Here is an 18744-nt window from a genome sequence, read left to right on the forward strand (position 1 = left end):
GTGGCGCACGATAACCGGGCAAGGCGCATCAGCGCGCCACGATGCGGGCATATTCGCCGGTGGCGGTGCTGAGGTGCAGCCACTGATCGATATAGGCTTTCCAGCTCATATCGTCGCGCGGGATCATGTAGGTTTTCTCGCCGTACTGCAGCAGCGCCTGCGGATTGACGGCGCAGAGCTGCGGGTAGCGCTGCTGCTGGTAGAGCGCCTCGGAGGCGTCAGTGATCATCACGTCCGCCTTGTTGTCCACCAGTTGCTGGAAGATGGTGACGTTATCGTGCAGCGCCAGCGTCGCTCGCGGCAGATAGCTGTGCACGAACGCCTCATTGGTGCCGCCCGCCGGCTCGATCAGGCGCACGCCGGGCGCTTTGAGCTGCTCAAGGGTAGCGTATTTCGCCTTGTCGGCGCAGCGCACCAGCGGGATTTTGCTGTCGACGCCGAGCGGCTCGGCGAACCAAGCCGTGCGCTGGCGCTTCAGGGTGACCGAGACGCCGCCCAGCGCGATATTGCACTGCTTCTCGCTGAAATCCTGCGACAGCGTTTTCCAGTTGGTCGGCACCCAGCGGATCTGCGCGTCGAGGCTGGCCGCCAGCGACTGCGCCATGCTGATGTCCAGCCCCTCGTACTGCCCGTTCGGCCGTAGACAGGTGTAAGGCTTGTAGTCGCCGGTGGTGCAGACCTTCAGCATTTTGCTGGCGAGGAGCTGATCCAGGCGAGAGTCCGCCTGCGCGACGCCGCTGGCCAGCGGCAGCAGAGTAAACAGCGTTTTAGTCATTTTTTATTGAGTCGTGGTCGATGTGTGTGGCCGGAGTGTGGCATATTCGGCTGGATTATTGCTTGCAGAGCAAAATTGTTGTGACCAGCCTCCCATTTTTCTGCCGCCGCTTCGCGCGTAAAGTAAAGTAGCGGCCTGAACGCAACACAAGAGAGATTATCGCATGAGCAAAATCCTTATCATCGACGGCGGCAAAACCTTCGCCCACTCCAAAGGCGAGCTGAACCATACCCTGACCAAGGTGGCGGCCAGCCAGCTGCAAGACTTAGGCCATGAGCTCAGTGTCACCGTCGCCGACAGCGACTATGTAGTGGCGGACGAAGTGCAGAAGTATCTCGACAGCGACATGGTGATCTACCAGATGCCGGGCTGGTGGATGGGCGAACCCTGGACGGTGAAACGCTACATCGACGAGATCTTTACCGAAGGCCACGGCAAGCTTTACGCCAGCGACGGCCGCACCCGCTCAGACGCCAGCAAGAAGTACGGTTCCGGCGGCCTGATTCAGGGCAAAAAATATATGCTGTCGCTCACCTGGAACGCGCCGCTGGAGGCCTTTACCGATCCGGATCAGTTCTTCGAAGGCGTCGGCGTCGACGGGCTTTACCTGCACTTCCACAAGGCGAATCAGTTCCTCGGCATGGAGCCGCTGCCGACCTTTATCTGCAACGACGTCATCAAGCAGCCGGACGTGCCGCGCGATATCGCGCGTTATCGGACTCATCTCAGCGAGATCTTTGCTTAACTTAAACCGGAACCGCAAATGAGGATGCGTAGATGCTAACGGTAGTTGCTGAGATTTGTCTTAAACCCGGACGTCGCGATGCCGTGCTCGCGGCGGTCCGCGCGCTGATCCCGCCAGTGCTCGAGGAAGAGGGCTGCTACCAGTATGACGCACTGGTGGATCATCAGGCGCAGGTGCCGTGGAAGCATAACTCGCCCGACTCCATCTTTATGCTGGAGCAATGGGAGTCACTGCGCCATCTGGAGCAGCATCAGCAGATGCCGCATATGGAAACGCACCGCGCGATCATCAAAGATGATGTGGTGGACTTGAAAATCCTAGTGCTGGAGCCGACGGCATAAGCTAACGCGCCATCTCGAGCCGCACACCTGACCGCGCGCGGCTTTTTTTTGTCAAAACAGCGCCTGCGCGACGATCGCCTTGTGAAGAAAGTTGAGAAAGCAAGTGATGCACGACGCCAGCTCGGCGTTACGGTAATAAACGGCGTGCACCGGCAGGCGAACGTCGTGGGTCTGCTGCGCCAGCACTTGCTGCAGCCGACCCGCGGCGAGATCCTGATGGCTGACGAAATCGGATATACGCGTAATGCCCTGCCCCGCCAGCGCCAGCTGGCGAATGATTTCGCCGCTGGAGGCGGCAAGGGTGGGCTGAATGCGCAGCAGTTCGCCTTCGCGCTGCCAGACCGGCCAGACGTTGTGCATCTCCAGCTGGCTGAAGCCGATCAGCTGATGCTGAAGCAGCGCCTCGACGCTCTACGGCTCGCCATGCTTTTGCAGATAGGCCGGGCTGGCCAGCAATCGCACCCGGCTGCTGCCGAGCATGCGGGCGCGCATGCTCGAGTCGCGCAGTTCGCCGATGCGGATGGCGATATCGGTTTGCTGCTCCAGCAGGTCGATGACGATATTGTCGGTGTTTAACTCCAGCTGGATCAGGGGATAGCGCTGACGGAACTCGCCGATCAGCGGCATGATAACATGCTGCATAGAGGGCACGGCGGCGTTGATGCGCAGGCGGCCGGCTGGCGTCTCCCGACGGCAGGCGATCTGCTCTTCCGCCTGTTCCACAGAGAGCAGGATTTGGCGCGCGTGAGAGAGAAAAAGCTGCCCCTCTTCAGTGAGGGCCAGCCGCCGCGTGGTACGGGTGCAGCAGGGTGCTGAGTTTGCTTTCCAGACGGCTCAGGGCGCGGCTGACGCCCGAGCTGGTTTGCTCCAGCAGCTCCGCCGCCGAGGTGATTGAGCCGCAGTCTGCCACCCCCACCAGCACGCGCAGCTCTTCCAGCATGACTTTTATCGTCAACTCCCTTGCGCAGCGAGCGCGCCGCCGCAGCGCGATGATTACACTTCGATTTCGGCGGTGTCGCCTTTTTCCTGCAGCCAGTTGCGGCGATCTTCCGAACGCTTCTTCGCCAGTAGCATATCCATCACGCGCAGCGTCTGCTCGACGTCGCTCTCTTCCACCGTGAGCTGTACCAGGCGACGCGTATTGGGATCGAGCGTGGTTTCGCGCAGCTGCAGCGGGTTCATCTCACCCAGCCCTTTAAAGCGCTGCACGTTCGGCTTGCCCTTCTTGCGCTTGAGCTGCTCCAGCACGCCCTCTTTTTCATCTTCATCCAGCGCGTAATAGACCTCTTTGCCGAGATCGATACGGTAGAGCGGCGGCATGGCGACATAGACGTGACCGCCTTTCACCAGCGAGCGGAAGTGCTTCACAAACAGCGCGCAGAGCAGCGTGGCGATATGCAGGCCGTCGGAGTCCGCATCGGCGAGGATGCAGATCTTGCCGTAGCGCAGCTGGCTGAGATCCTCGCTGTCGGGATCTATGCCGATGGCGACCGAGATGTCGTGCACCTCCTGAGACGCCAGCACTTCGTCTGACGAGATTTCCCAGGTGTTAAGGATCTTGCCCTTCAGCGGCATGATCGCCTGATATTCGCGATCGCGCGCCTGCTTGGCGGATCCGCCTGCGGAATCCCCCTCCACCAGGAACAGCTCGGTTTTATTCAGATCCTGCGCGGTGCAGTCCGCCAGCTTGCCCGGTAGCGCCGGCCCGCTGGTGAGCTTTTTACGCACCACTTTCTTCGCCGCGCGCATCCGGCGCTGCGCGCTGGCGATCGCCAGCTCCGCCAGCTGCTCCGCCGCCTGCACGTTCTGGTTAAGCCACAGGCTGAAGGCGTCCTTGACCACCGCGGAGACGAAGGCGGCGCACTGGCGCGACGAGAGACGCTCTTTGGTCTGGCCGGCGAACTGCGGATCCTGCATCTTCACTGAGAGCACGTAGGCGCAGCGATCCCAGATATCCTCCGCCGACAGCTTGACGCCGCGCGGCAGGATATTGCGGTATTCGCAGAACTCGCGCATGGCGTCGAGCAAGCCCTGGCGCAGGCCGTTGACGTGCGTGCCGCCCTGCATGGTGGGGATCAGGTTGACGTATCTTTCAGTCAGCAGCTCGCCGCCTTCTGGCAGCCACAGCAGCGCCCAGTCTACCGCTTCGGTATCACCGGAGAAGCTGCCGACAAACGGTTTTTCCGGCAGCGTCGGCAGGCCGTTGACCGCCTCGCACAGGTAATCCGTTAGGCCATCTTCGTAGCACCAGCGCTGTTCGGTGTTGTTGACCTTGTCTTTAAACAGGATCTCGACGCCCGGACAGAGCACCGCTTTTGCCTTCAGCAGATAGCTCAGGCGAGACACCGAGAAGCGCGGGCTGTCGAAGAAGCTTTCGTCAGGCCAGAAGTGGACGCGCGTGCCGGTGTTGCGTTTCGCCACCGTGCCGGTTTTGGTCAGCTCCTGCACCTTCTCGCCGTTTTCAAAGGCGATGTCGTAGACCTCGCCGTTGCGACGCACCGTGACTTCCACACGCTTCGACAGCGCGTTGACCACGGAGATACCGACGCCGTGCAGACCGCCGGAGAACTGGTAGTTTTTGCTGGAGAACTTGCAGCCCGCGTGCAGGCGACAGAGGAGCAGCTCGACGGCGGGCACGCCCTCTTCCGGATGGATATCCACCGGCATGCCGCGTCCGTCATCGATCACTTCCAGCGACTGATCGGCATGCAGGATCACTTCAACCCGTTGCGCATGGCCCGCCAGTGCCTCGTCGACGCTGTTATCAATAACTTCCTGACCTAAATGGTTAGGACGCGTCGTATCGGTGTACATGCCGGGACGACGGCGCACTGGCTCAAGGCCGGTCAGAACCTCAATAGCATCCGCGTTATAGCTTGATTGACTCATGGTAAATTTCTAATCAGCAGCGTGAAATTTTTTTCAATTTCAAAAGGTTAATCGTGATTCAGGCCAAGAAAGTCCAGAATCTGCGGGAAATGGCGTTCGAATCCGATAAACGCATGATTTCCGCCCTCTTCTACCGTCTGGCGGCACGCGCTGTAGTAGTCGATCGCCTGACGGTAATCGAGCACTTCGTCGCCCGTTTGCTGGAGAAGCCAGAGTAAATCGGGCGCTTCCAGCGGCTCAATCTGCATGACTTTCAGGTTGCAAATGTGGCGAGACTCTAACACATATTGCTGGCCCGTGTAGGGATTCCGGTTCTCCCCGAGATAATCTGCCAGCAGCTCAAAGGGCCGCACCGCTGGATTCACCACCACCGCGGGCAGCATAAAGCATTGCGAGAGCCAGGTGGCGAAATATCCGCCCAGCGAGGAGCCGACCAGGCCAAGCGGCTGTCCGCTCAGCGCCATCACCTTCTCCTCCAGCAGCGCGGCGGCGTCGGCAGGGAAGGCCGGCAGCTGCGGCACGATCATCTCGATATGCGGGTGCGTCGCCGTCAGCCACTGCTGCAGCTTCGTTGCCTTGGCGGAGAGCGGCGAGCTGTTGAAACCGTGCAGATAGAGCAGCGCCGCCATACGTCAGTATCCGTTCGACTCGAGATCGGGACGAAAGGCGTCGCTTTGCAGCCGGTTGACTTCCGTATCGAAGGCGCCGTCCGCATGGAGCGTAAACCAGCGCCAGCCGGGCGCGACGGTATCGATGGTAAAGCTGGTGCAGTGCGGTTTGAACTGCACGCAGGTAGAGGGCGTCGCCAGCACGCGCCGCCCATGCCAGCTGACATCCATCTCCTGATGAATGTGGCCGCACACCAGGGTCTGCGCCAGCGGATAGTGTTGCAGTACCGTGTCCAGCTGGTGGGAGTTGCACAGGCTGTGCTGGTCGAGCCAGGTACAGCCGCTGGCCAGCGGATGGTGATGCAGCACCACCAGCGTATGGCGCTGCGGAGAGATCGCCAGCGTCTTCTCCAGCCACTCCAGCTGGTAGTCGCTCAGCATGCCGTGCGGCACGCCGAATACCTGGCTATCGAGCATCACCAGCTGCCAGTGTTCGCCCAGCAGCGCATGCTTTTGCGCGGTGATGCCCGCCTCGGCCAGAACGTTGTACATCGCTGGCTGGAAATCGTGATTGCCCGGCAGCCAGACGCACGGCTTCGGCAGGCGCGCGATGCCCTCTGCAAAATGCTGATAGGCTTCGACGGAGTGATCCTGAGCGAGATCGCCGGTAGCGATAATCAGGTCGAATTCGCGCTTCTGCGCCGCAATCGCGTCCAGCACCGCGTCATAACTCGCCCAGGTATTTACGCCCAGCAGCGATTCATTTTTACCAGCGAAAAGGTGGGTGTCTGTGATTTGCAGAATCCTGATCCCGGCCCCATTCGCCGCAGGAAATGTTAGCAGGCTATCCAAAGCGTTTCTCTTCTCCACGCAGAGTAAAGCATTATCTGCGCGCTCAGCAGACCGGTGCAGCCATCACGCCCTGCGCCAGGCAGTAGCGCAACCAGTCAGCGAGAAACTGGTTTATCTGATGTTTCTCGTCGCGCTGATGCAGTTTTTTATTAGGGTAATCATAGCGCGCTCTAAAGCGATAGATCTGCTGTGTCGAACACACTTCGGCGACCATCGCGTCATGATAGAGCCGCACCGACATTGCGGACAGGCTCCAGTAGCTTACGGCGGGTGCCACCTGGCAGATCTCCACCAGCGTGGTGTAGCGCGTGGACTCTTCTATCGTTAACTGATAGCGGGCGCCATTGACCTGATAAACCACCGACGCGCCGGCCTCGTCGCTGCGCGGCAGCAGGCGGCGCAACTGCGCAAAATTGTTTTCGCAGAGTCGCATCATTTTGGGGAAATCAGAGGTATAGCGCTGTTTCATTTTAGCTTCCACTCGTCTCGTAGTTTTTCATGTTGCAACGTCAGCCATTGCAGGGCGATGACAGACGGCGCGTTGTCGATTATCCCCTCTTCCACCCAGCGGTAAGCCTGTTCGCGGCTCACCACATGCACAAGAATATCCTCATTCTCTTCCTCCAGACCGTGGCATCCTTTCGCCAGGCTGGCATCCACTTCTCCCACCAGAATCGATAACCGCTCGCTGGTCCCACCAGGGCTGACGAGATAGTTTAACACGGGTTTAACGCGTCCGACGGTTAAGCCTGCCTCTTCTACTGCTTCGCGCCGCACCACCTCTTCAGCACTTTCGTTGGGCTCGATAATGCCCGCCACCATTTCCAGCAGCCAGGGGGTTTCGCTGACGTCATAGGCGGGAATGCGGATCTGCTCGATCAGCACCACCTCGTCACGTAAGGGATCGTAGGGTAGCAGCACGGCGGCATGTCCGCGCTCGAAAACTTCGCGCACCACCGCCTGGCTCATTTCACCGTCAAAACGGCGGTGGCGGAAGCGGTAACGCACAATGGAAAAAAAACCGTTCCAGGCTGTTTCGCGTGCAATAATTTCTACATCGTTTTTTGTAAAAGTCACTGGGGAATTTTTTTCTCCGCTCATCGTCAGGCTCCTTATGCAGGTTGGAATGGAGCAGAGAAAAGCCAACCCCTGTGCTCCGTCCGAGTGGTTCTTTCTGAATTATTTACGTAAATTAGGGAGAGAAGGCACGTTCAGCCAACTTATTCTTACAGTCGCACTCTGCTAGAATCTGCGATTATTTTTTGGCTCATCCGGCAGCGCTACCACTGTAATTTGCTGCAACAAAAGGAATGCAAATGAAAAAACAGCTCCCATTTTTAATTGGGCTGAGCCTGGGCGGTTTCAGCCTCGTCAGCCAGGCAGATGACCTGCTGCAGGTCTATCAACAAGCGCGTCTGAGCAATCCGGATTTACGCAGCTCCGCAGCTAACCGCGACGCCGCGTTCGAAAAGATCAATGAAGCGGGCAGTCCTTTGTTGCCACAGTTAGGTTTAGGCGCGGATTACACTTACAGCAACGGCTATCGCGACAGCAGCGGTATCCATTCCAACACGACCAGCGGATCGCTGCAATTAACCCAGACCATTTTCGACATGTCGAGATGGCGCAACCTGACGCTACAGGAAAAAACCGCTGGTATTCAGGTCGTTACCTATCAGGTAGCGCAGCAGGATTTGGTCCTCAAAACGGCGACCGCCTATTTTAACGTGTTGAAGGCGATTGATACCCTTTCTTATATCGAAGCGCAGAAGCAGTCGATCTACCGTGAGCTGGATCAGACCACGCAGCGCTTCAAAGCTGGTCTGGTTGCGATTACCGACGTGCAGAACGCTCGCGCGCAATATGACAGCGTGCTGGCGGACGAAGTGACCGCGCGCAACAACCTCGACAATATGCTGGAGTCGCTGCGTCAGATCACCGGCAACGACTACCTTGCGCTGGCGTCGCTCAATATCGATCGCTTTAAAACCACCAGGCCGGACGCGGTCAGCACGCTGCTGAAGCAGGCGGAAAGCCGCAACCTCAACCTGCTGTCGGCGCGTCTGAACCAAGATCTGGCGCGCGAGCAGATTCGCTATGCTGAAACCGGCCATATGCCGACGGTGGATCTGACCGCCTCAACCGGCATTTCTAACAGCAAGTACAGCGGCAGCCGTGCCAACCAGAGCACTGGCAGCACCGACTCTATCTCCGGCACTAACCAGGTTGGCCTGAGCTTCTCGCTGCCACTGTACAGCGGCGGTGCCGTGACCTCGCAGGTGAAGCAGGCGCAATATAACTACGTCAGCGCCAGCGAGCAGCTGGAGAGCGCGCACCGTTCCGTCGTGCAGACCGTTCGTTCCTCCTTTAACAATATGAACGCCTCGATCAGCAGCATCAACGCCTACAAACAGGCGGTCGTTTCGGCGCAAAGTTCGCTGGATGCGATGGAAGCGGGCTATCAGGTCGGCACGCGTACCATCGTTGACGTGCTGGATGCCACCACCACGCTCTACAACGCCAAGCAGCAGCTCTCCGACGCGCGCTACAACTATCTGATCAACCAGCTCAACATCAAGTATGCGCTGGGTACGCTGAACGAGCAGGATCTGCAGCTGTTGAACAGCCAGCTCGGCAAAGAGATCCCGACCTCGCCGGAAAGTGTCGCGCCGGAAAATCCAGAGCAGGCCGCTCGCGTCGACAACGGCCCGGCGGCGAAGCCCGCCGCCGCGACGGCGCGTCCTGCCGCCCTGCGCAGCAGTGGCAATCCATTCAGCCACTGATCTTCTTCGGGCCGCTTTGCGGCCCGTCTCGCCGATAAACGTATAACAACGTAAAGATCCTTTCCCCGTCAGGCCCTCAGCTTCATTTTCCACCAGCGATCCCCTATCCTGAGCATCACCTTTGGGCACAGGATGACAACGATGAAACGGACAAAAAATATCCGCCATGCCGCTTTTCGCAAAAGCTGGCAGGCACGCCATTTAACGCCGGTCGCGCTGGCCATTGCTGCGGTATTTACCCTGGCAGGCTGCGAACAGAGCGATGAAACGGTTTCCATGTATCAAAATGCCGACGACTGCAGCAAGGCCAACCCAGGCCAGAGTGCGCAGTGCACCACTGCCTACAACAACGCGCTGAAGGAAGCGGAGCACACCGCGCCGAAATACGCGACGCGCGAAGACTGTGTCGCGGAGTTCGGCGAGAATCAGTGTCAGCAGACGCCTGCGCAGACGGGCACCGGCACTACGCAGAATGCCGAAGCGCAGCAGAGCGGCAGCTTCTGGATGCCGCTGATGGCGGGCTATATGATGGGTCGCCTAATGGGCAGCGGCGCGGGCTTCACTCAGCAGCCGCTCTTCTCGCCGCGTACGCCGAACAGCCCTGCAAACGGTCAGTTTGTTGACGCCTCGGGCAAAAACTATGGCGCCGCCACTTCCGGCCGTACCATGAACGTGCCGAAAACCGCGCTGGCGCCGAAACCGGCCACTACCTCGACCATTACGCGCGGCGGCTTCGGTGAAACGGTCGCGAAGCAGAACAGCATTGCGCGCAGCAGCGCGACCGGCACCACCAGCCGTTCGCTTGGGGGCTAACGCCGTTATGCAGCGTATTGCAATAAACGAGCGCCCGGGCTGGCGCGAGAAAGCCACGGAGTATGGCTTCCGTTTCCACACCATGCACGGCGAGCCGTACTGGTGCGAAGACGCCTACTATCAGTTTACGCTAGCGCAGATCGAGAAGCTGGAAGCGACCACGGCGGAGCTGCACCAGATGTGCCTGCAGGTGGTGGAGAAAGTGGTCGGCAGCGAACTGCTGCTGGAAAAATTCCGCATTCCGAAGCACACCTGGGATTTCGTGCGCGACTCTTGGGCGCTGCGTCAGCCGTCGCTCTACTCGCGTCTCGATCTCGCCTGGGACGGCAAAGGCGACGCGAAGCTGCTGGAGAACAATGCGGACACGCCGACCTCGCTGTATGAAGCGGCCTTCTTTCAGTGGATCTGGCTGGAGGATCAGCTTAACGCCGGCCAGCTGCCGTCGGGCAGCGATCAGTTCAACAGCCTGCAGGAGAAGCTGATCGAGCGCTTCGCCGCGCTGCATCAGCAGCACGGCTTTCAGTGGCTGCACTTCTCCTGCTGCCGCGACACCGAAGAGGATCGCGGCACGGTACAGTATCTGCGGGACTGCGCCACCGAGGCGGGCTTGCCGAGCGAATTCATCTATATCGACGAGATCGGCCTAGGCGACAAGGGCCAGTTCACCGACGTGCAGGATCAGGTGATCAGCAACCTGTTCAAACTCTACCCGTGGGGGTTTATGTTGCGCGAGATCTTCTCCACCAAGCTGGCGGATGCGGGCGTTCGCTGGCTGGAGCCGGCTTGGAAAAGCATCGTCTCAAATAAGGCGCTGCTGCCGATACTGTGGCAGATGTTCCCCAACCACCCTAATCTGCTGCCTGCCTATTTCGCCGAAGACGCTGTGCCGCACATGGATAAGTATGTGGTGAAGCCGCTTTTCTCGCGCGAAGGCGCCAATATTCGCATCGTGGAAAACGGTCAGGAGATTGCGCGCGTCGACGGGCCTTACGGCGAAGAGGGCATGATCGTGCAGCAGTTCCATCCGCTGCCGAAGTTTGGCGACAGCTATACGCTGATCGGCAGCTGGCTGATCGACGATCAGCCGGCCGGCATCGGCCTGCGCGAGGATCGCGACCTGATCACACAGGATCTTTCGCGCTTCTATCCCCACGCCTTTATCGAGTAAGCAAAGCGGGCCCGAGGCCCGCTTCTGTTCAGCCTATCTGCACCGACAGCATACTGATGGCGCCCATTTCAATCCTGTCTACCGGCATGCTCACCGCCTCGCCGGGCTGACGTGCGCCCAGCACGTAGAGCAGCGGCAGATAGTGCTCCGGCGTTGGGTTGGACAGCGAGGCTGTCTGGGTACTGCATAACCTCTGTCAGCGGATGCGCGTCAGGTTCTCCCTGATAATTCAGGTTATCCCGCACGAACTGATTGAAGCGCTGTGCCCAGGGCCAGGGTTCCACGGTTTCATCCCATCGCACTTTGCGCAGATTATGCACCACGTTGCCGCTGGCGACGATCATTACGCCGCTGTTGCGCAGTGCCGCCAGCTTTTTGCCCTGCTCGACGTGCCAGGCGGGCGGCTGCGTCGCGTCGATGCTAATCTGCACCACCGGAACATCGGCGTCGGGATACATTTTGATCAGCACGCCCCACGAGCTGTGATCGAACCCCCATTCATTATCGAAGCGCACCGGCACCGGCTCCAGCGCCTCGGCGATCTGCTGCGCCAGCGCAGGCGATCCCGGCACGGGATAGCGCGTATCGAACAGCGCCTGCGGAAAGCCGTCGAAATCGTGAATGGTACGCGGATTCGTCATCGCCGTGACCGCTGTTCCCTGCGTATACCAGTGGGCGGATATGGCGACAATGGCGCGCGGGCGCGATGCGCTCAGCTGATGCCAGGCCTGGGTATAACGATTCTCTTCCAGCACGTTCATTGGACTGCCGTAGCCCAGAAAAGCGCTGGCGCGACTGTCTGCATGGCTCATCCTCAAAAAAACTCACTATCTGAGCACCATACTCCCTTTCTGCCGGGTAAAAACGCGCATAACACTGATTGATATTATCAGTAAATTTGAACAATACTGACCTGACACTTCTTTACCAAATATAACTCGACGTTTCGTAAGGTTATCGCTGGCTTTATGTGAATTATTATCACTAAGGAGTTTGCGATGTCGGTACCTTTGCTGCTTACCGTGCTGGCGAGTGGCGCCACCTTTATCGGCGCGATTGCAGGCGTGCTGGGTTCAGAAGCCGTCCAACCGGATGTGGCGTTTGCGCTGGGCTTTGCGGCAGGCATTATGCTGCTGATTTCGCTGATGGAGATGCTGCCCACCGCGCTGCATACCCCCGGCACGCCGCCCATTCTCGGCTACGGCATGTTTATGCTGGGGCTGCTCGGCTACTTCACGCTGGATCGTTTGCTGCCGCACCATCACCCGCAGGATTTGATGATGACGCAGCGCAACCCGGCCAAGCTGCGCCGGACGGCGATTTTACTGACGCTGGGCATCAGCCTGCATAACTTTCCCGAAGGTATCGCCACCTTTGTCACGGCCAGCAGCTATATGGGGCTGGGCATCACGCTGGCGGTGGCGATTCACAATATTCCCGAAGGCCTGCCGGTAGCGGGTCCGATGTATGCCACCACCGGCTCGAGGAGCAAGGTGCTGTTCTGGACCTGCGTTTCCAGCATGGCGGAGATTCTTCGTGGTCTGCTGGCGTTTATGCTGCTTGACCCGATGATGTCACCGGTGGTTATCGCCGCGGTGATGGCGGCTGTCGCAGGCATTATGGTGGCGCTGTCAGTGGATGAGCTGATGCCGCTGGCGCGCGAGATCGATCCACATAACAACCCAAGCTATAGCGTGCTGTGTGGCATGACGGTAATGGGCGCGAGCCTGGCGCTGTTGCAGGTCAGCGACATCGGCTAACCCGCCTGCCGCTGAAAACAAAACGGGCCGCTAAGCGGCCCGTTTCTCATTGGTCTGCGGTGCAGCTTAGCTCGCCTGACGTGTTTCATGCTCGCGGCGATACGCGACCAGATCTTCGATGGTAACAACCGGCATATTGTTGGCTTTGGCGAAGGTGATGGCTTCCGGCGCGTGCGCCATGGTGCCATCATCGTTGGTTAGTTCGCACAGTACGCCTGTTGGCTTAAAGCCCGCTAGTGTCACCAGGTCGATGGTCGCTTCAGTATGGCCGCCGCGCGTCAGTACGCCGCCGTCGCGCGCGCGCAGCGGGAAGACGTGGCCCGGGCGGTTTAGATCGCTCGGCTTCGCGTCGTCGGCAATCGCCGCGCGGATAGTGGTAATGCGATCTTGCGCGGACACGCCTGTAGTCACCCCTTCGGCAGCTTCGATGGTCACTGTAAAGCCGGTGCCGTAGGAGCTGGTGTTGTTCTCCACCATCATCGGCAGCTCAAGCTGCTGACGGCGCTCTTCGGTGAGGCAGAGGCAGACAATGCCGCTACCGTGGCGAATGGTCAGCGCCATCTGCTCAACAGTCATGGTTTCCGCAGCGAAGATCATATCGCTTTCGTTTTCGCGGTTTTCATCGTCAAGCACCATCACGCCGCGTCCCTCACGGAGCGCAGCGACTGCACGTTCTACACGCTGTTCCGGCGTGCCAAATTCAGAAAGAAGCGTCTGATTCATGGTAATAAAGCCTTATTAAAATATATGAGTTACCAGAATCAGGGCGAGCTTAGGAGTTATGTCTTCAAGACATGTCAATAACGCGAAGCGGGCGCAGCCCGGCAGATGTCGTTACCCTCTCCCATCCGGACTTTAACCGTCGGCCCCGGAATTACACCGGATCTGCTGACCTTCCCGTTGCCGGGAAGCGCTCGCGGGCTTTCAGCTGCTGCTGATTTACCGCCGGTGGGGAATTTCGCCCCGCCCTGAGAATAAGCAAAATCACTATAACGCCATTCCTCAGGCCGGGCAATCATCAAAACCGCAAATGCTTTTGCATTTCAGGCGGTAAAAAAATAGCCGTAAACAACGACACTGGCGCGAAAAGCGACGCGCGTCAGGCCAGCCGGCAGGCGACGACAGCAGAGAGGATCGCCTTTACTACTGGTCCGGTTCCGGTTCAATGGCGCATTCCTGCGCGCCGCACAGGTTTTGCGTTTCCTGCCGTGTCGATTCGGATTTAACCTTTTCGTTTCAGGCATTACACTTAACACATCTCAGGCATCCACCCCGCTGTCACCAGCAACCCGAAACCAGGAATCATCATGATCGACACGAAAAAAATTGAACAACTTGCGCGTCAGGTGCACGAAGCTATGCCGAAAGGGATTCGTGAATTTAGCGACGATGTCGAAAAGAAAATTCGCCAGGTTCTGCAGGCGCAGCTGACGCGTATGGATTTGGTGAGTCGCGAAGAGTTTGACGTGCAGACGCAGGTGCTGCTGCGCACCCGTGAAAAGCTGGCCGCGCTGGAACAGCGTCTTGCGCAGCTGGAAAGCCAGCAGCCTGCCGCACTGGCCCCGGCCGTCGTAACTTCCGATCCCGCGGGCAAAATCGATACCCCGCAGTAAGGCGCTGATGGCGGGCGCGCCAGGCGACCGCTGCAGGATTACTCGCCGCGAATAGTTTTGATGATATTGGTGGTCGAGATACCGTCCTCGAAGTTAAGCACCCGGACATCCCCGCCGTTCGCCCACACCTCTTTGCTGCCTGCGATATCTTCCGGCTTGTAGTCGCCGCCCTTCACCAGCAGATCGGGCAGTACGCCGGCAATCAGACGCTGCGGCGTATCCTCTTCAAACGCCACCACCCAGTCCACCGCCTCCAGCGCGCCCAGCACGATCATGCGGTTAACCAGCGGATTGACCGGACGGCTACTGCCTTTCAGGCGCTTCGTCGAGGCGTCGCTGTTGACCGCCACAATCAGGCGATCGCCCAGCTTGCGCGCGTTGGCGAGATAAGAGACGTGGCCCACATGCAGAATGTCGAACACGCCGTTGGTCATCACCACTTTCTCGCCGCGCTTGCGCGCTTGCTCGACCGCGATTTTCAGCTGCGCTTCGTTCATTATGCCGAAGCCCTCATCCGGACGCGCATGAATCGCATTCTCCAGCTCAACCGGGCTGACGGTCGAGGTGCCCAGTTTGCCGACCACCACGCCTGCCGCCGCGTTCGCCATAAAGCAGGCCTCTTCGAGCGAGTCGCCCGCCGCCAGCGTCGCCGCCAGCACGCCAATCACGGTATCGCCCGCGCCGGTGACGTCGAACACCTCCTGCGCCTGTGTCGGCAGATGCAGCGGCGCCTTGCCGGGCTGCAGCAGCGTCATGCCGTTTTCGGAACGGGTCACCAGCAGCGCGGAGAGTTCGTAATCCGCCACCAGCTGCATGCCGCGGCTGACGATCTCCTCTTCGTTTTTGCACTCGCCGACCACCGCTTCAAACTCCGACAGGTTGGGCGTCAGCAGCGTCGCGCCGCGGTAGCGCTCAAAGTCAGTGCCTTTGGGATCGATCAGCACCGGCACGCCAACGTCGCGCGCCAGACGGATCATGCTCTGTACGCTGGAGAGCGCGCCTTTGGCGTAGTCGGACAGCACCAGCGCGCCGGCGGCGGCCAGCGACTGACGCATGCGCTGATGGATCGGCTCCGGGTCCACCTGCTCAAACCCCTCTTCAAAATCGATGCGGATCAGCTGCTGATTGCGCGACAGCACGCGCAGTTTCGTAATGGTGGGATGAGTGTCGACCGCCACGAAGTCACACTGGACGTTCACATTCTTCAGCGTTTCGCCCAGCACGCGCACCGCATCATCTTCCCCGGTCAGGCCGATAAGCCGCGAAGAGGCGCCCAGCGCTGCAATATTCATCGCCACGTTTGCCGCGCCGCCCGGACGCTCTTCGATGGCGTCTACTTTGACCACCGGCACCGGCGCTTCGGGAGAGATACGGCTGGTTGGGCCATACCAGTAGCGATCTAACATCACGTCGCCTACGACCAGCACCGAAGCACGGTCGAACGCGGGCAAAGTAACTTTCATTCCAGGGACTCCAGACTGCAGTAAAAATAGTGCGTGGATGATAGCACAGATGCGATCCGCACCATCAACCGGCGCTTAAGGTGTCAGCGGCGACGCCAGCCAGCGCTGCCAGCTTGCGGTGACGATTTGCCGCTCCGCGGCAAAGGCGTCTGGCTCCACATGGCCGGGCAGCGCCTGCAGCGACAGGTGGTGCAGCGCGTCGCGCAGCGTCACATAGGCGCGCGTCAGCGCCTCCGGCTCCGCCATTTTGTCATAACGCGCCGCCAGCTCGAAAATGCGCACATTGTCCGACCAGCGCGTCAGATCCGGCTGCTCGGCGGCGTAGCGTAAGACAAGATATTGCGCGATGAATTCAATATCGGTAATGCCGCCCTCGTCGCTTTTCAGGTCCCAGCGCCCTTTATGCTTGTTGCTGAGATGGGCGCGCATCTTCTCGCGCATCTCGCGCACCTCTTTTTGCAGCACTTCAGGAGGGCGCGGCAGGCAGAGGATGGCGCGGCGAATCGCATTAAAGCGTCCGGCCAGCGCCTCATCGCCAAACACCACGCGGGCGCGCACCAGCGCCTGATGTTCCCAGGTCCAGGCTTCATGGCGCTGATAGTCGTCAAAGGCGTCGAAGGTGCTCACCAGCATGCCCGCCGCGCCGAAAGGCCGCAGCCGCGCATCCACCTTATAGAGGATGCCCGAGGCGGTGCGCGTGCTGAAAAGATGCATGATGCGCTGCGCCAGACGCAGATAGAACTGGCGGCCGTCAATGCTGCGCTCGCCGTCCGTCATCGCGTCCGCCGGGCAGTCGTGCAGAAACACCAGATCGAGATCGGAGCTGTAGCCCAGCTCCCAGCCGCCCAGCTTGCCGTAGCCCAGCACGGCAAAGCCGCGCTCGCTGCTCTCCCGCAGATGGCCGGGGCGGCCGTAGCGCTGCACCATCATCAGCCACGCCTGCTGCACCACCGACTCGATAATCGCTTCCGCCAGCCAGGTTAAGTGATCGCTCACTTTCATTACCGGCAGCGTGCCTGCAATATCGGCGGCGGCAATACGCAGCTGCTGCGCCTGCTTAAACTGGCGTACCGCCTCCAGCTGCTGCTCTTCATCGTCGGCAGGAATGCGTATCAGGTACTGGCGCAGCTCGTCGCGGTAGGCGTCGGTGGCAGTGGGCTGATAGAGCGTGGCGGGATCGAGCAGCTCATCCAGCAGAAGCGGATAGCGCGCCAGCTGGCTGGCGATCATTGGCGAGGCCGCGCACAGGCGGATCAGATGCCGCAGCGCGCCGGGGTATTCGGTGAGCAGCTCCAGGTAGGTGCTGCGCGTCAGCACCCCCAGCAGCAGGGGAACAAGGCGGCTGAAGGTCACGGCGGCGTCGTCGCGCTGGTATACCTCGCTCAGCAGCCGCGGCATCAGCTGATCGATCGCCAGCCTGCCGCGCGGACCGATGGTTCGGCGGCTAATATCCTGACGGAAATCCTCCAGCGCGCGGTGCAGCGTCTGGCGCGCCTCATCGCCCAGCTGCGGCACCAGCGCCGCCAGCTCGCCATCCTCCAGTGGGTCCCGCCACATGCTGTTGAACCCCGCCAGATCAGGCCGATCGCTGATTTCCGGGATCTCTTCGCCGATCAGCTCGTCAAACACGGCGCGCACCGCGGTCATATGCATCTCCAGCCGCGCCGTTAAGGCGGGAAAGCTTTCCATCTCCATCGCCCAGGATAGACGTGCCCGATCGAGCGGATCGGCTGGCAGCGTCTGGGTCTGCTCGTCGGCGATGCTTTGCAGCAGGTTTTCCAGACGACGCAGAAAAAGGTAGGCCGCGCGTAGCGTTTCAACCTGTTCCGACGTTAGCAGCCCCAGCTCGCCGATGGCCACCAGGGTCGGCAGCAGCGCGCGTTGCTGTAGCGAGCGCTCACGTCCGCCGCGGATCAGCTGAAACACCTGCACGATAAATTCGGTTTCGCGGATGCCGCCCGCGCCCAGCTTGATGTTGTTGGTCAGGCCCTGTCGGCGCACTTCGCGCGCAATCATGTTTTTCATATTGCGCAGCGACTGGATCACGCTGAAGTCAATATAGCGGCGATAGATAAACGGACGCAGCATCTGCTGCAGCTCTTGACTCCAGCGCCCCTGAGCGTCGCCCACTAGGCGCGCCTTCACCATCGCGTAGCGCTCCCAGTCGCGCCCCTGCTCCTGATAGTAGTCCTCCAGCGCGGCGAAGCTGAGCACCAGCGGGCCGCTGTCGCCGAAAGGACGCAGGCGCATATCGACGCGGTAGACGAAGCCGTCCATGGTGGGCTGGTCCAGCACTTTAATCAGCAGCTGTCCCATGCGCGTAAAGAACTGCACGTTATCCAGCTCGCGACGGCCGCCGCGCGTGACGCCGTTTTCCGGCCACGCGAAAATCAGATCGATATCAGAAGAGAAGTTCAGCTCGCCGCCGCCCAGTTTGCCCATGCCGAGGATCAGCATCGGCTGCGGCTCGCCCGCGCTGTTGCAGGGCGTGCCGAAATCGCAGCAGCAATCCTGATAGACCCAGTCGCGGGCACGGCCGATCAGCACTTCCGCCAGCAGGCTGAGCTGTTGCAGGCTCTGCTCCGTGCTGGCCTGATGCAGGCACTGCATCCATGCCACCCGCACCAGCATGCGCCGACGGAAAAGGCGCAGCACGCGCATCAGCGCCGTCTCGCTGTCGACGCCCGCGATATCGGCGTCGAGCCAGCGCGCGTAGTGCTCTGATTCGTCCGGCTGCGGCGGCTGCTCCTGCATTGCCTGCCACCATTCCGGGTGGCGCTGCAGGTTGTCGGCAATAAACTCACTGAACGCCAGCGCGGCGCGCTGTGCGTCGGTCAGGGCGTCTGCGGCGACGCCAAGGCGTTCGGCCACCCTGGCCGCCTGCGCCTGTAATTCAGCGGGTAACGGAGACAGCATCTTCTCTCCCTGATGGGT

16 protein-coding genes, 2 pseudogenes and 1 riboswitch are annotated in these 18744 nt (G+C 60.1%); of the genes and pseudogenes, 7 read left to right on the top strand and 11 right to left on the bottom strand.

The window, feature by feature from the left end:
- Positions 1-28 precede the first annotated feature (28 nt).
- Positions 29-775, bottom strand: a complete 747-nt coding sequence (locus EIO60_RS09770) for a transporter substrate-binding domain-containing protein (protein ID WP_258576668.1) — start codon at positions 773-775, stop codon at positions 29-31.
- 163 nt (positions 776-938) lie between these two features.
- Here EIO60_RS09770 and EIO60_RS09775 point away from each other — a divergent pair, with 163 nt between their 5' ends.
- Positions 939-1520, top strand: a complete 582-nt coding sequence (locus EIO60_RS09775; protein ID WP_258576669.1) for an NAD(P)H-dependent oxidoreductase — start codon at positions 939-941, stop codon at positions 1518-1520.
- A 32-nt stretch (positions 1521-1552) separates the two neighbouring features.
- Entirely contained in the window at positions 1553-1861 is a 309-nt protein-coding gene (locus EIO60_RS09780) for a putative quinol monooxygenase (RefSeq protein ID WP_258576670.1), read from the top strand.
- Between the two features lie 51 nt (positions 1862-1912).
- Here EIO60_RS09780 and EIO60_RS09785 read toward each other — a convergent pair.
- The 6 genes and pseudogenes from EIO60_RS09785 to nudF all read right to left on the bottom strand — a co-directional run bounded on the left by EIO60_RS09785 (position 1913) and on the right by nudF (position 7311).
- Positions 1913-2810, bottom strand: a pseudogene (locus EIO60_RS09785) (LysR substrate-binding domain-containing protein).
- 44 nt (positions 2811-2854) lie between these two features.
- On the bottom strand, positions 2855-4750 hold the full coding sequence (gene parE / locus EIO60_RS09790) for a DNA topoisomerase IV subunit B (protein WP_258576671.1): 1896 nt from the start codon (positions 4748-4750) through the stop codon (positions 2855-2857).
- A gap of 47 nt (positions 4751-4797) precedes the next feature.
- Positions 4798-5379: an esterase YqiA gene (yqiA, locus tag EIO60_RS09795; RefSeq protein ID WP_258576672.1), complete on the bottom strand. Its 582-nt coding sequence runs from the start codon at positions 5377-5379 to the stop codon at positions 4798-4800.
- Between the two features lie 3 nt (positions 5380-5382).
- On the bottom strand, positions 5383-6210 hold the full coding sequence (cpdA, locus tag EIO60_RS09800) for a 3',5'-cyclic-AMP phosphodiesterase (protein ID WP_258576673.1): 828 nt from the start codon (positions 6208-6210) through the stop codon (positions 5383-5385).
- A 43-nt stretch (positions 6211-6253) separates the two neighbouring features.
- Positions 6254-6679: a DUF1249 family protein gene (locus EIO60_RS09805; RefSeq protein WP_258576674.1), complete on the bottom strand. Its 426-nt coding sequence runs from the start codon at positions 6677-6679 to the stop codon at positions 6254-6256.
- Positions 6676-7311, bottom strand: a complete 636-nt coding sequence (gene nudF / locus EIO60_RS09810) for an ADP-ribose diphosphatase (protein ID WP_258576675.1) — start codon at positions 7309-7311, stop codon at positions 6676-6678. Before nudF ends, EIO60_RS09805 begins: the two co-directional genes overlap by 4 nt.
- 215 nt (positions 7312-7526) lie before the next feature.
- Here nudF and tolC point away from each other — a divergent pair, with 215 nt between their 5' ends.
- From tolC to EIO60_RS09825, 3 genes are all read left to right on the top strand, one after another.
- On the top strand, positions 7527-8993 hold the full coding sequence (gene tolC, locus EIO60_RS09815; RefSeq protein WP_258576676.1) for an outer membrane channel protein TolC: 1467 nt from the start codon (positions 7527-7529) through the stop codon (positions 8991-8993).
- A 141-nt stretch (positions 8994-9134) separates the two neighbouring features.
- Positions 9135-9806: a DUF1190 family protein gene (locus tag EIO60_RS09820; RefSeq protein ID WP_258576677.1), complete on the top strand. Its 672-nt coding sequence runs from the start codon at positions 9135-9137 to the stop codon at positions 9804-9806.
- 7 nt (positions 9807-9813) lie between these two features.
- The gene (locus EIO60_RS09825; protein WP_258576678.1) at positions 9814-10974 is read left to right on the top strand and encodes a glutathionylspermidine synthase family protein; all 1161 of its coding nucleotides are present in this window, start codon (positions 9814-9816) and stop codon (positions 10972-10974) included.
- A 28-nt stretch (positions 10975-11002) separates the two neighbouring features.
- Here EIO60_RS09825 and ygiD read toward each other — a convergent pair.
- Positions 11003-11786, bottom strand: a pseudogene (gene ygiD, locus EIO60_RS09830) (4,5-DOPA-extradiol-dioxygenase).
- 186 nt (positions 11787-11972) lie between these two features.
- Between ygiD and zupT the strand changes: the two are divergent.
- Positions 11973-12734: a zinc transporter ZupT gene (zupT, locus tag EIO60_RS09835; RefSeq protein WP_258576679.1), complete on the top strand. Its 762-nt coding sequence runs from the start codon at positions 11973-11975 to the stop codon at positions 12732-12734.
- Positions 12735-12800: 66 nt separating this feature from the next.
- On the opposite strand, the gene ribB is transcribed toward zupT, so the two are convergent.
- Positions 12801-13457, bottom strand: coding sequence for a 3,4-dihydroxy-2-butanone-4-phosphate synthase (ribB, locus tag EIO60_RS09840; protein WP_258576680.1), 657 nt, complete (start codon positions 13455-13457; stop codon positions 12801-12803).
- A 109-nt stretch (positions 13458-13566) separates the two neighbouring features.
- Positions 13567-13714: riboswitch (FMN riboswitch) on the bottom strand.
- 327 nt (positions 13715-14041) lie between these two features.
- Here ribB and ubiK point away from each other — a divergent pair.
- Positions 14042-14347 carry a ubiquinone biosynthesis accessory factor UbiK gene (ubiK, locus tag EIO60_RS09845; RefSeq protein WP_258576681.1) on the top strand — a complete coding sequence of 102 codons (306 nt, stop codon included), beginning with the start codon at positions 14042-14044 and terminating at the stop codon, positions 14345-14347.
- Between the two features lie 38 nt (positions 14348-14385).
- On the opposite strand, the gene hldE is transcribed toward ubiK, so the two are convergent.
- The gene (gene hldE / locus EIO60_RS09850; RefSeq protein WP_258576682.1) at positions 14386-15810 is read right to left on the bottom strand and encodes a bifunctional D-glycero-beta-D-manno-heptose-7-phosphate kinase/D-glycero-beta-D-manno-heptose 1-phosphate adenylyltransferase HldE; all 1425 of its coding nucleotides are present in this window, start codon (positions 15808-15810) and stop codon (positions 14386-14388) included.
- A gap of 75 nt (positions 15811-15885) precedes the next feature.
- Positions 15886-18726, bottom strand: a complete 2841-nt coding sequence (gene glnE / locus EIO60_RS09855; protein ID WP_258576683.1) for a bifunctional [glutamate--ammonia ligase]-adenylyl-L-tyrosine phosphorylase/[glutamate--ammonia-ligase] adenylyltransferase — start codon at positions 18724-18726, stop codon at positions 15886-15888.
- Between the last annotated feature and the right edge of the window lie 18 nt (positions 18727-18744).

This window comes from Candidatus Pantoea persica (genome assembly GCF_013753875.1).
GTDB classification, from domain to species: Bacteria; Pseudomonadota; Gammaproteobacteria; order Enterobacterales; family Enterobacteriaceae; genus Pantoea; species Pantoea persica.

Bases quoted from the DNA above. Each gene is read 5' to 3' on its own strand.
- EIO60_RS09770 (WP_258576668.1), bottom strand. From the start codon at position 775: ATGACTAAAACGCTGTTTACTCTGCTGCCGCTGGCCAGCGGCGTCGCG.
- EIO60_RS09775 (WP_258576669.1), top strand. From the start codon at position 939: ATGAGCAAAATCCTTATCATCGACGGCGGCAAAACCTTCGCCCACTCC.
- EIO60_RS09780 (WP_258576670.1), top strand. From the start codon at position 1,553: ATGCTAACGGTAGTTGCTGAGATTTGTCTTAAACCCGGACGTCGCGAT.
- parE (WP_258576671.1), bottom strand. From the start codon at position 4,750: ATGAGTCAATCAAGCTATAACGCGGATGCTATTGAGGTTCTGACCGGC.
- yqiA (WP_258576672.1), bottom strand. From the start codon at position 5,379: ATGGCGGCGCTGCTCTATCTGCACGGTTTCAACAGCTCGCCGCTCTCC.
- EIO60_RS09805 (WP_258576674.1), bottom strand. From the start codon at position 6,679: ATGAAACAGCGCTATACCTCTGATTTCCCCAAAATGATGCGACTCTGC.
- nudF (WP_258576675.1), bottom strand. From the start codon at position 7,311: ATGAGCGGAGAAAAAAATTCCCCAGTGACTTTTACAAAAAACGATGTA.
- tolC (WP_258576676.1), top strand. From the start codon at position 7,527: ATGAAAAAACAGCTCCCATTTTTAATTGGGCTGAGCCTGGGCGGTTTC.
- EIO60_RS09820 (WP_258576677.1), top strand. From the start codon at position 9,135: ATGAAACGGACAAAAAATATCCGCCATGCCGCTTTTCGCAAAAGCTGG.
- EIO60_RS09825 (WP_258576678.1), top strand. From the start codon at position 9,814: ATGCAGCGTATTGCAATAAACGAGCGCCCGGGCTGGCGCGAGAAAGCC.
- zupT (WP_258576679.1), top strand. From the start codon at position 11,973: ATGTCGGTACCTTTGCTGCTTACCGTGCTGGCGAGTGGCGCCACCTTT.
- ribB (WP_258576680.1), bottom strand. From the start codon at position 13,457: ATGAATCAGACGCTTCTTTCTGAATTTGGCACGCCGGAACAGCGTGTA.
- ubiK (WP_258576681.1), top strand. From the start codon at position 14,042: ATGATCGACACGAAAAAAATTGAACAACTTGCGCGTCAGGTGCACGAA.
- hldE (WP_258576682.1), bottom strand. From the start codon at position 15,810: ATGAAAGTTACTTTGCCCGCGTTCGACCGTGCTTCGGTGCTGGTCGTA.
- glnE (WP_258576683.1), bottom strand. From the start codon at position 18,726: ATGCTGTCTCCGTTACCCGCTGAATTACAGGCGCAGGCGGCCAGGGTG.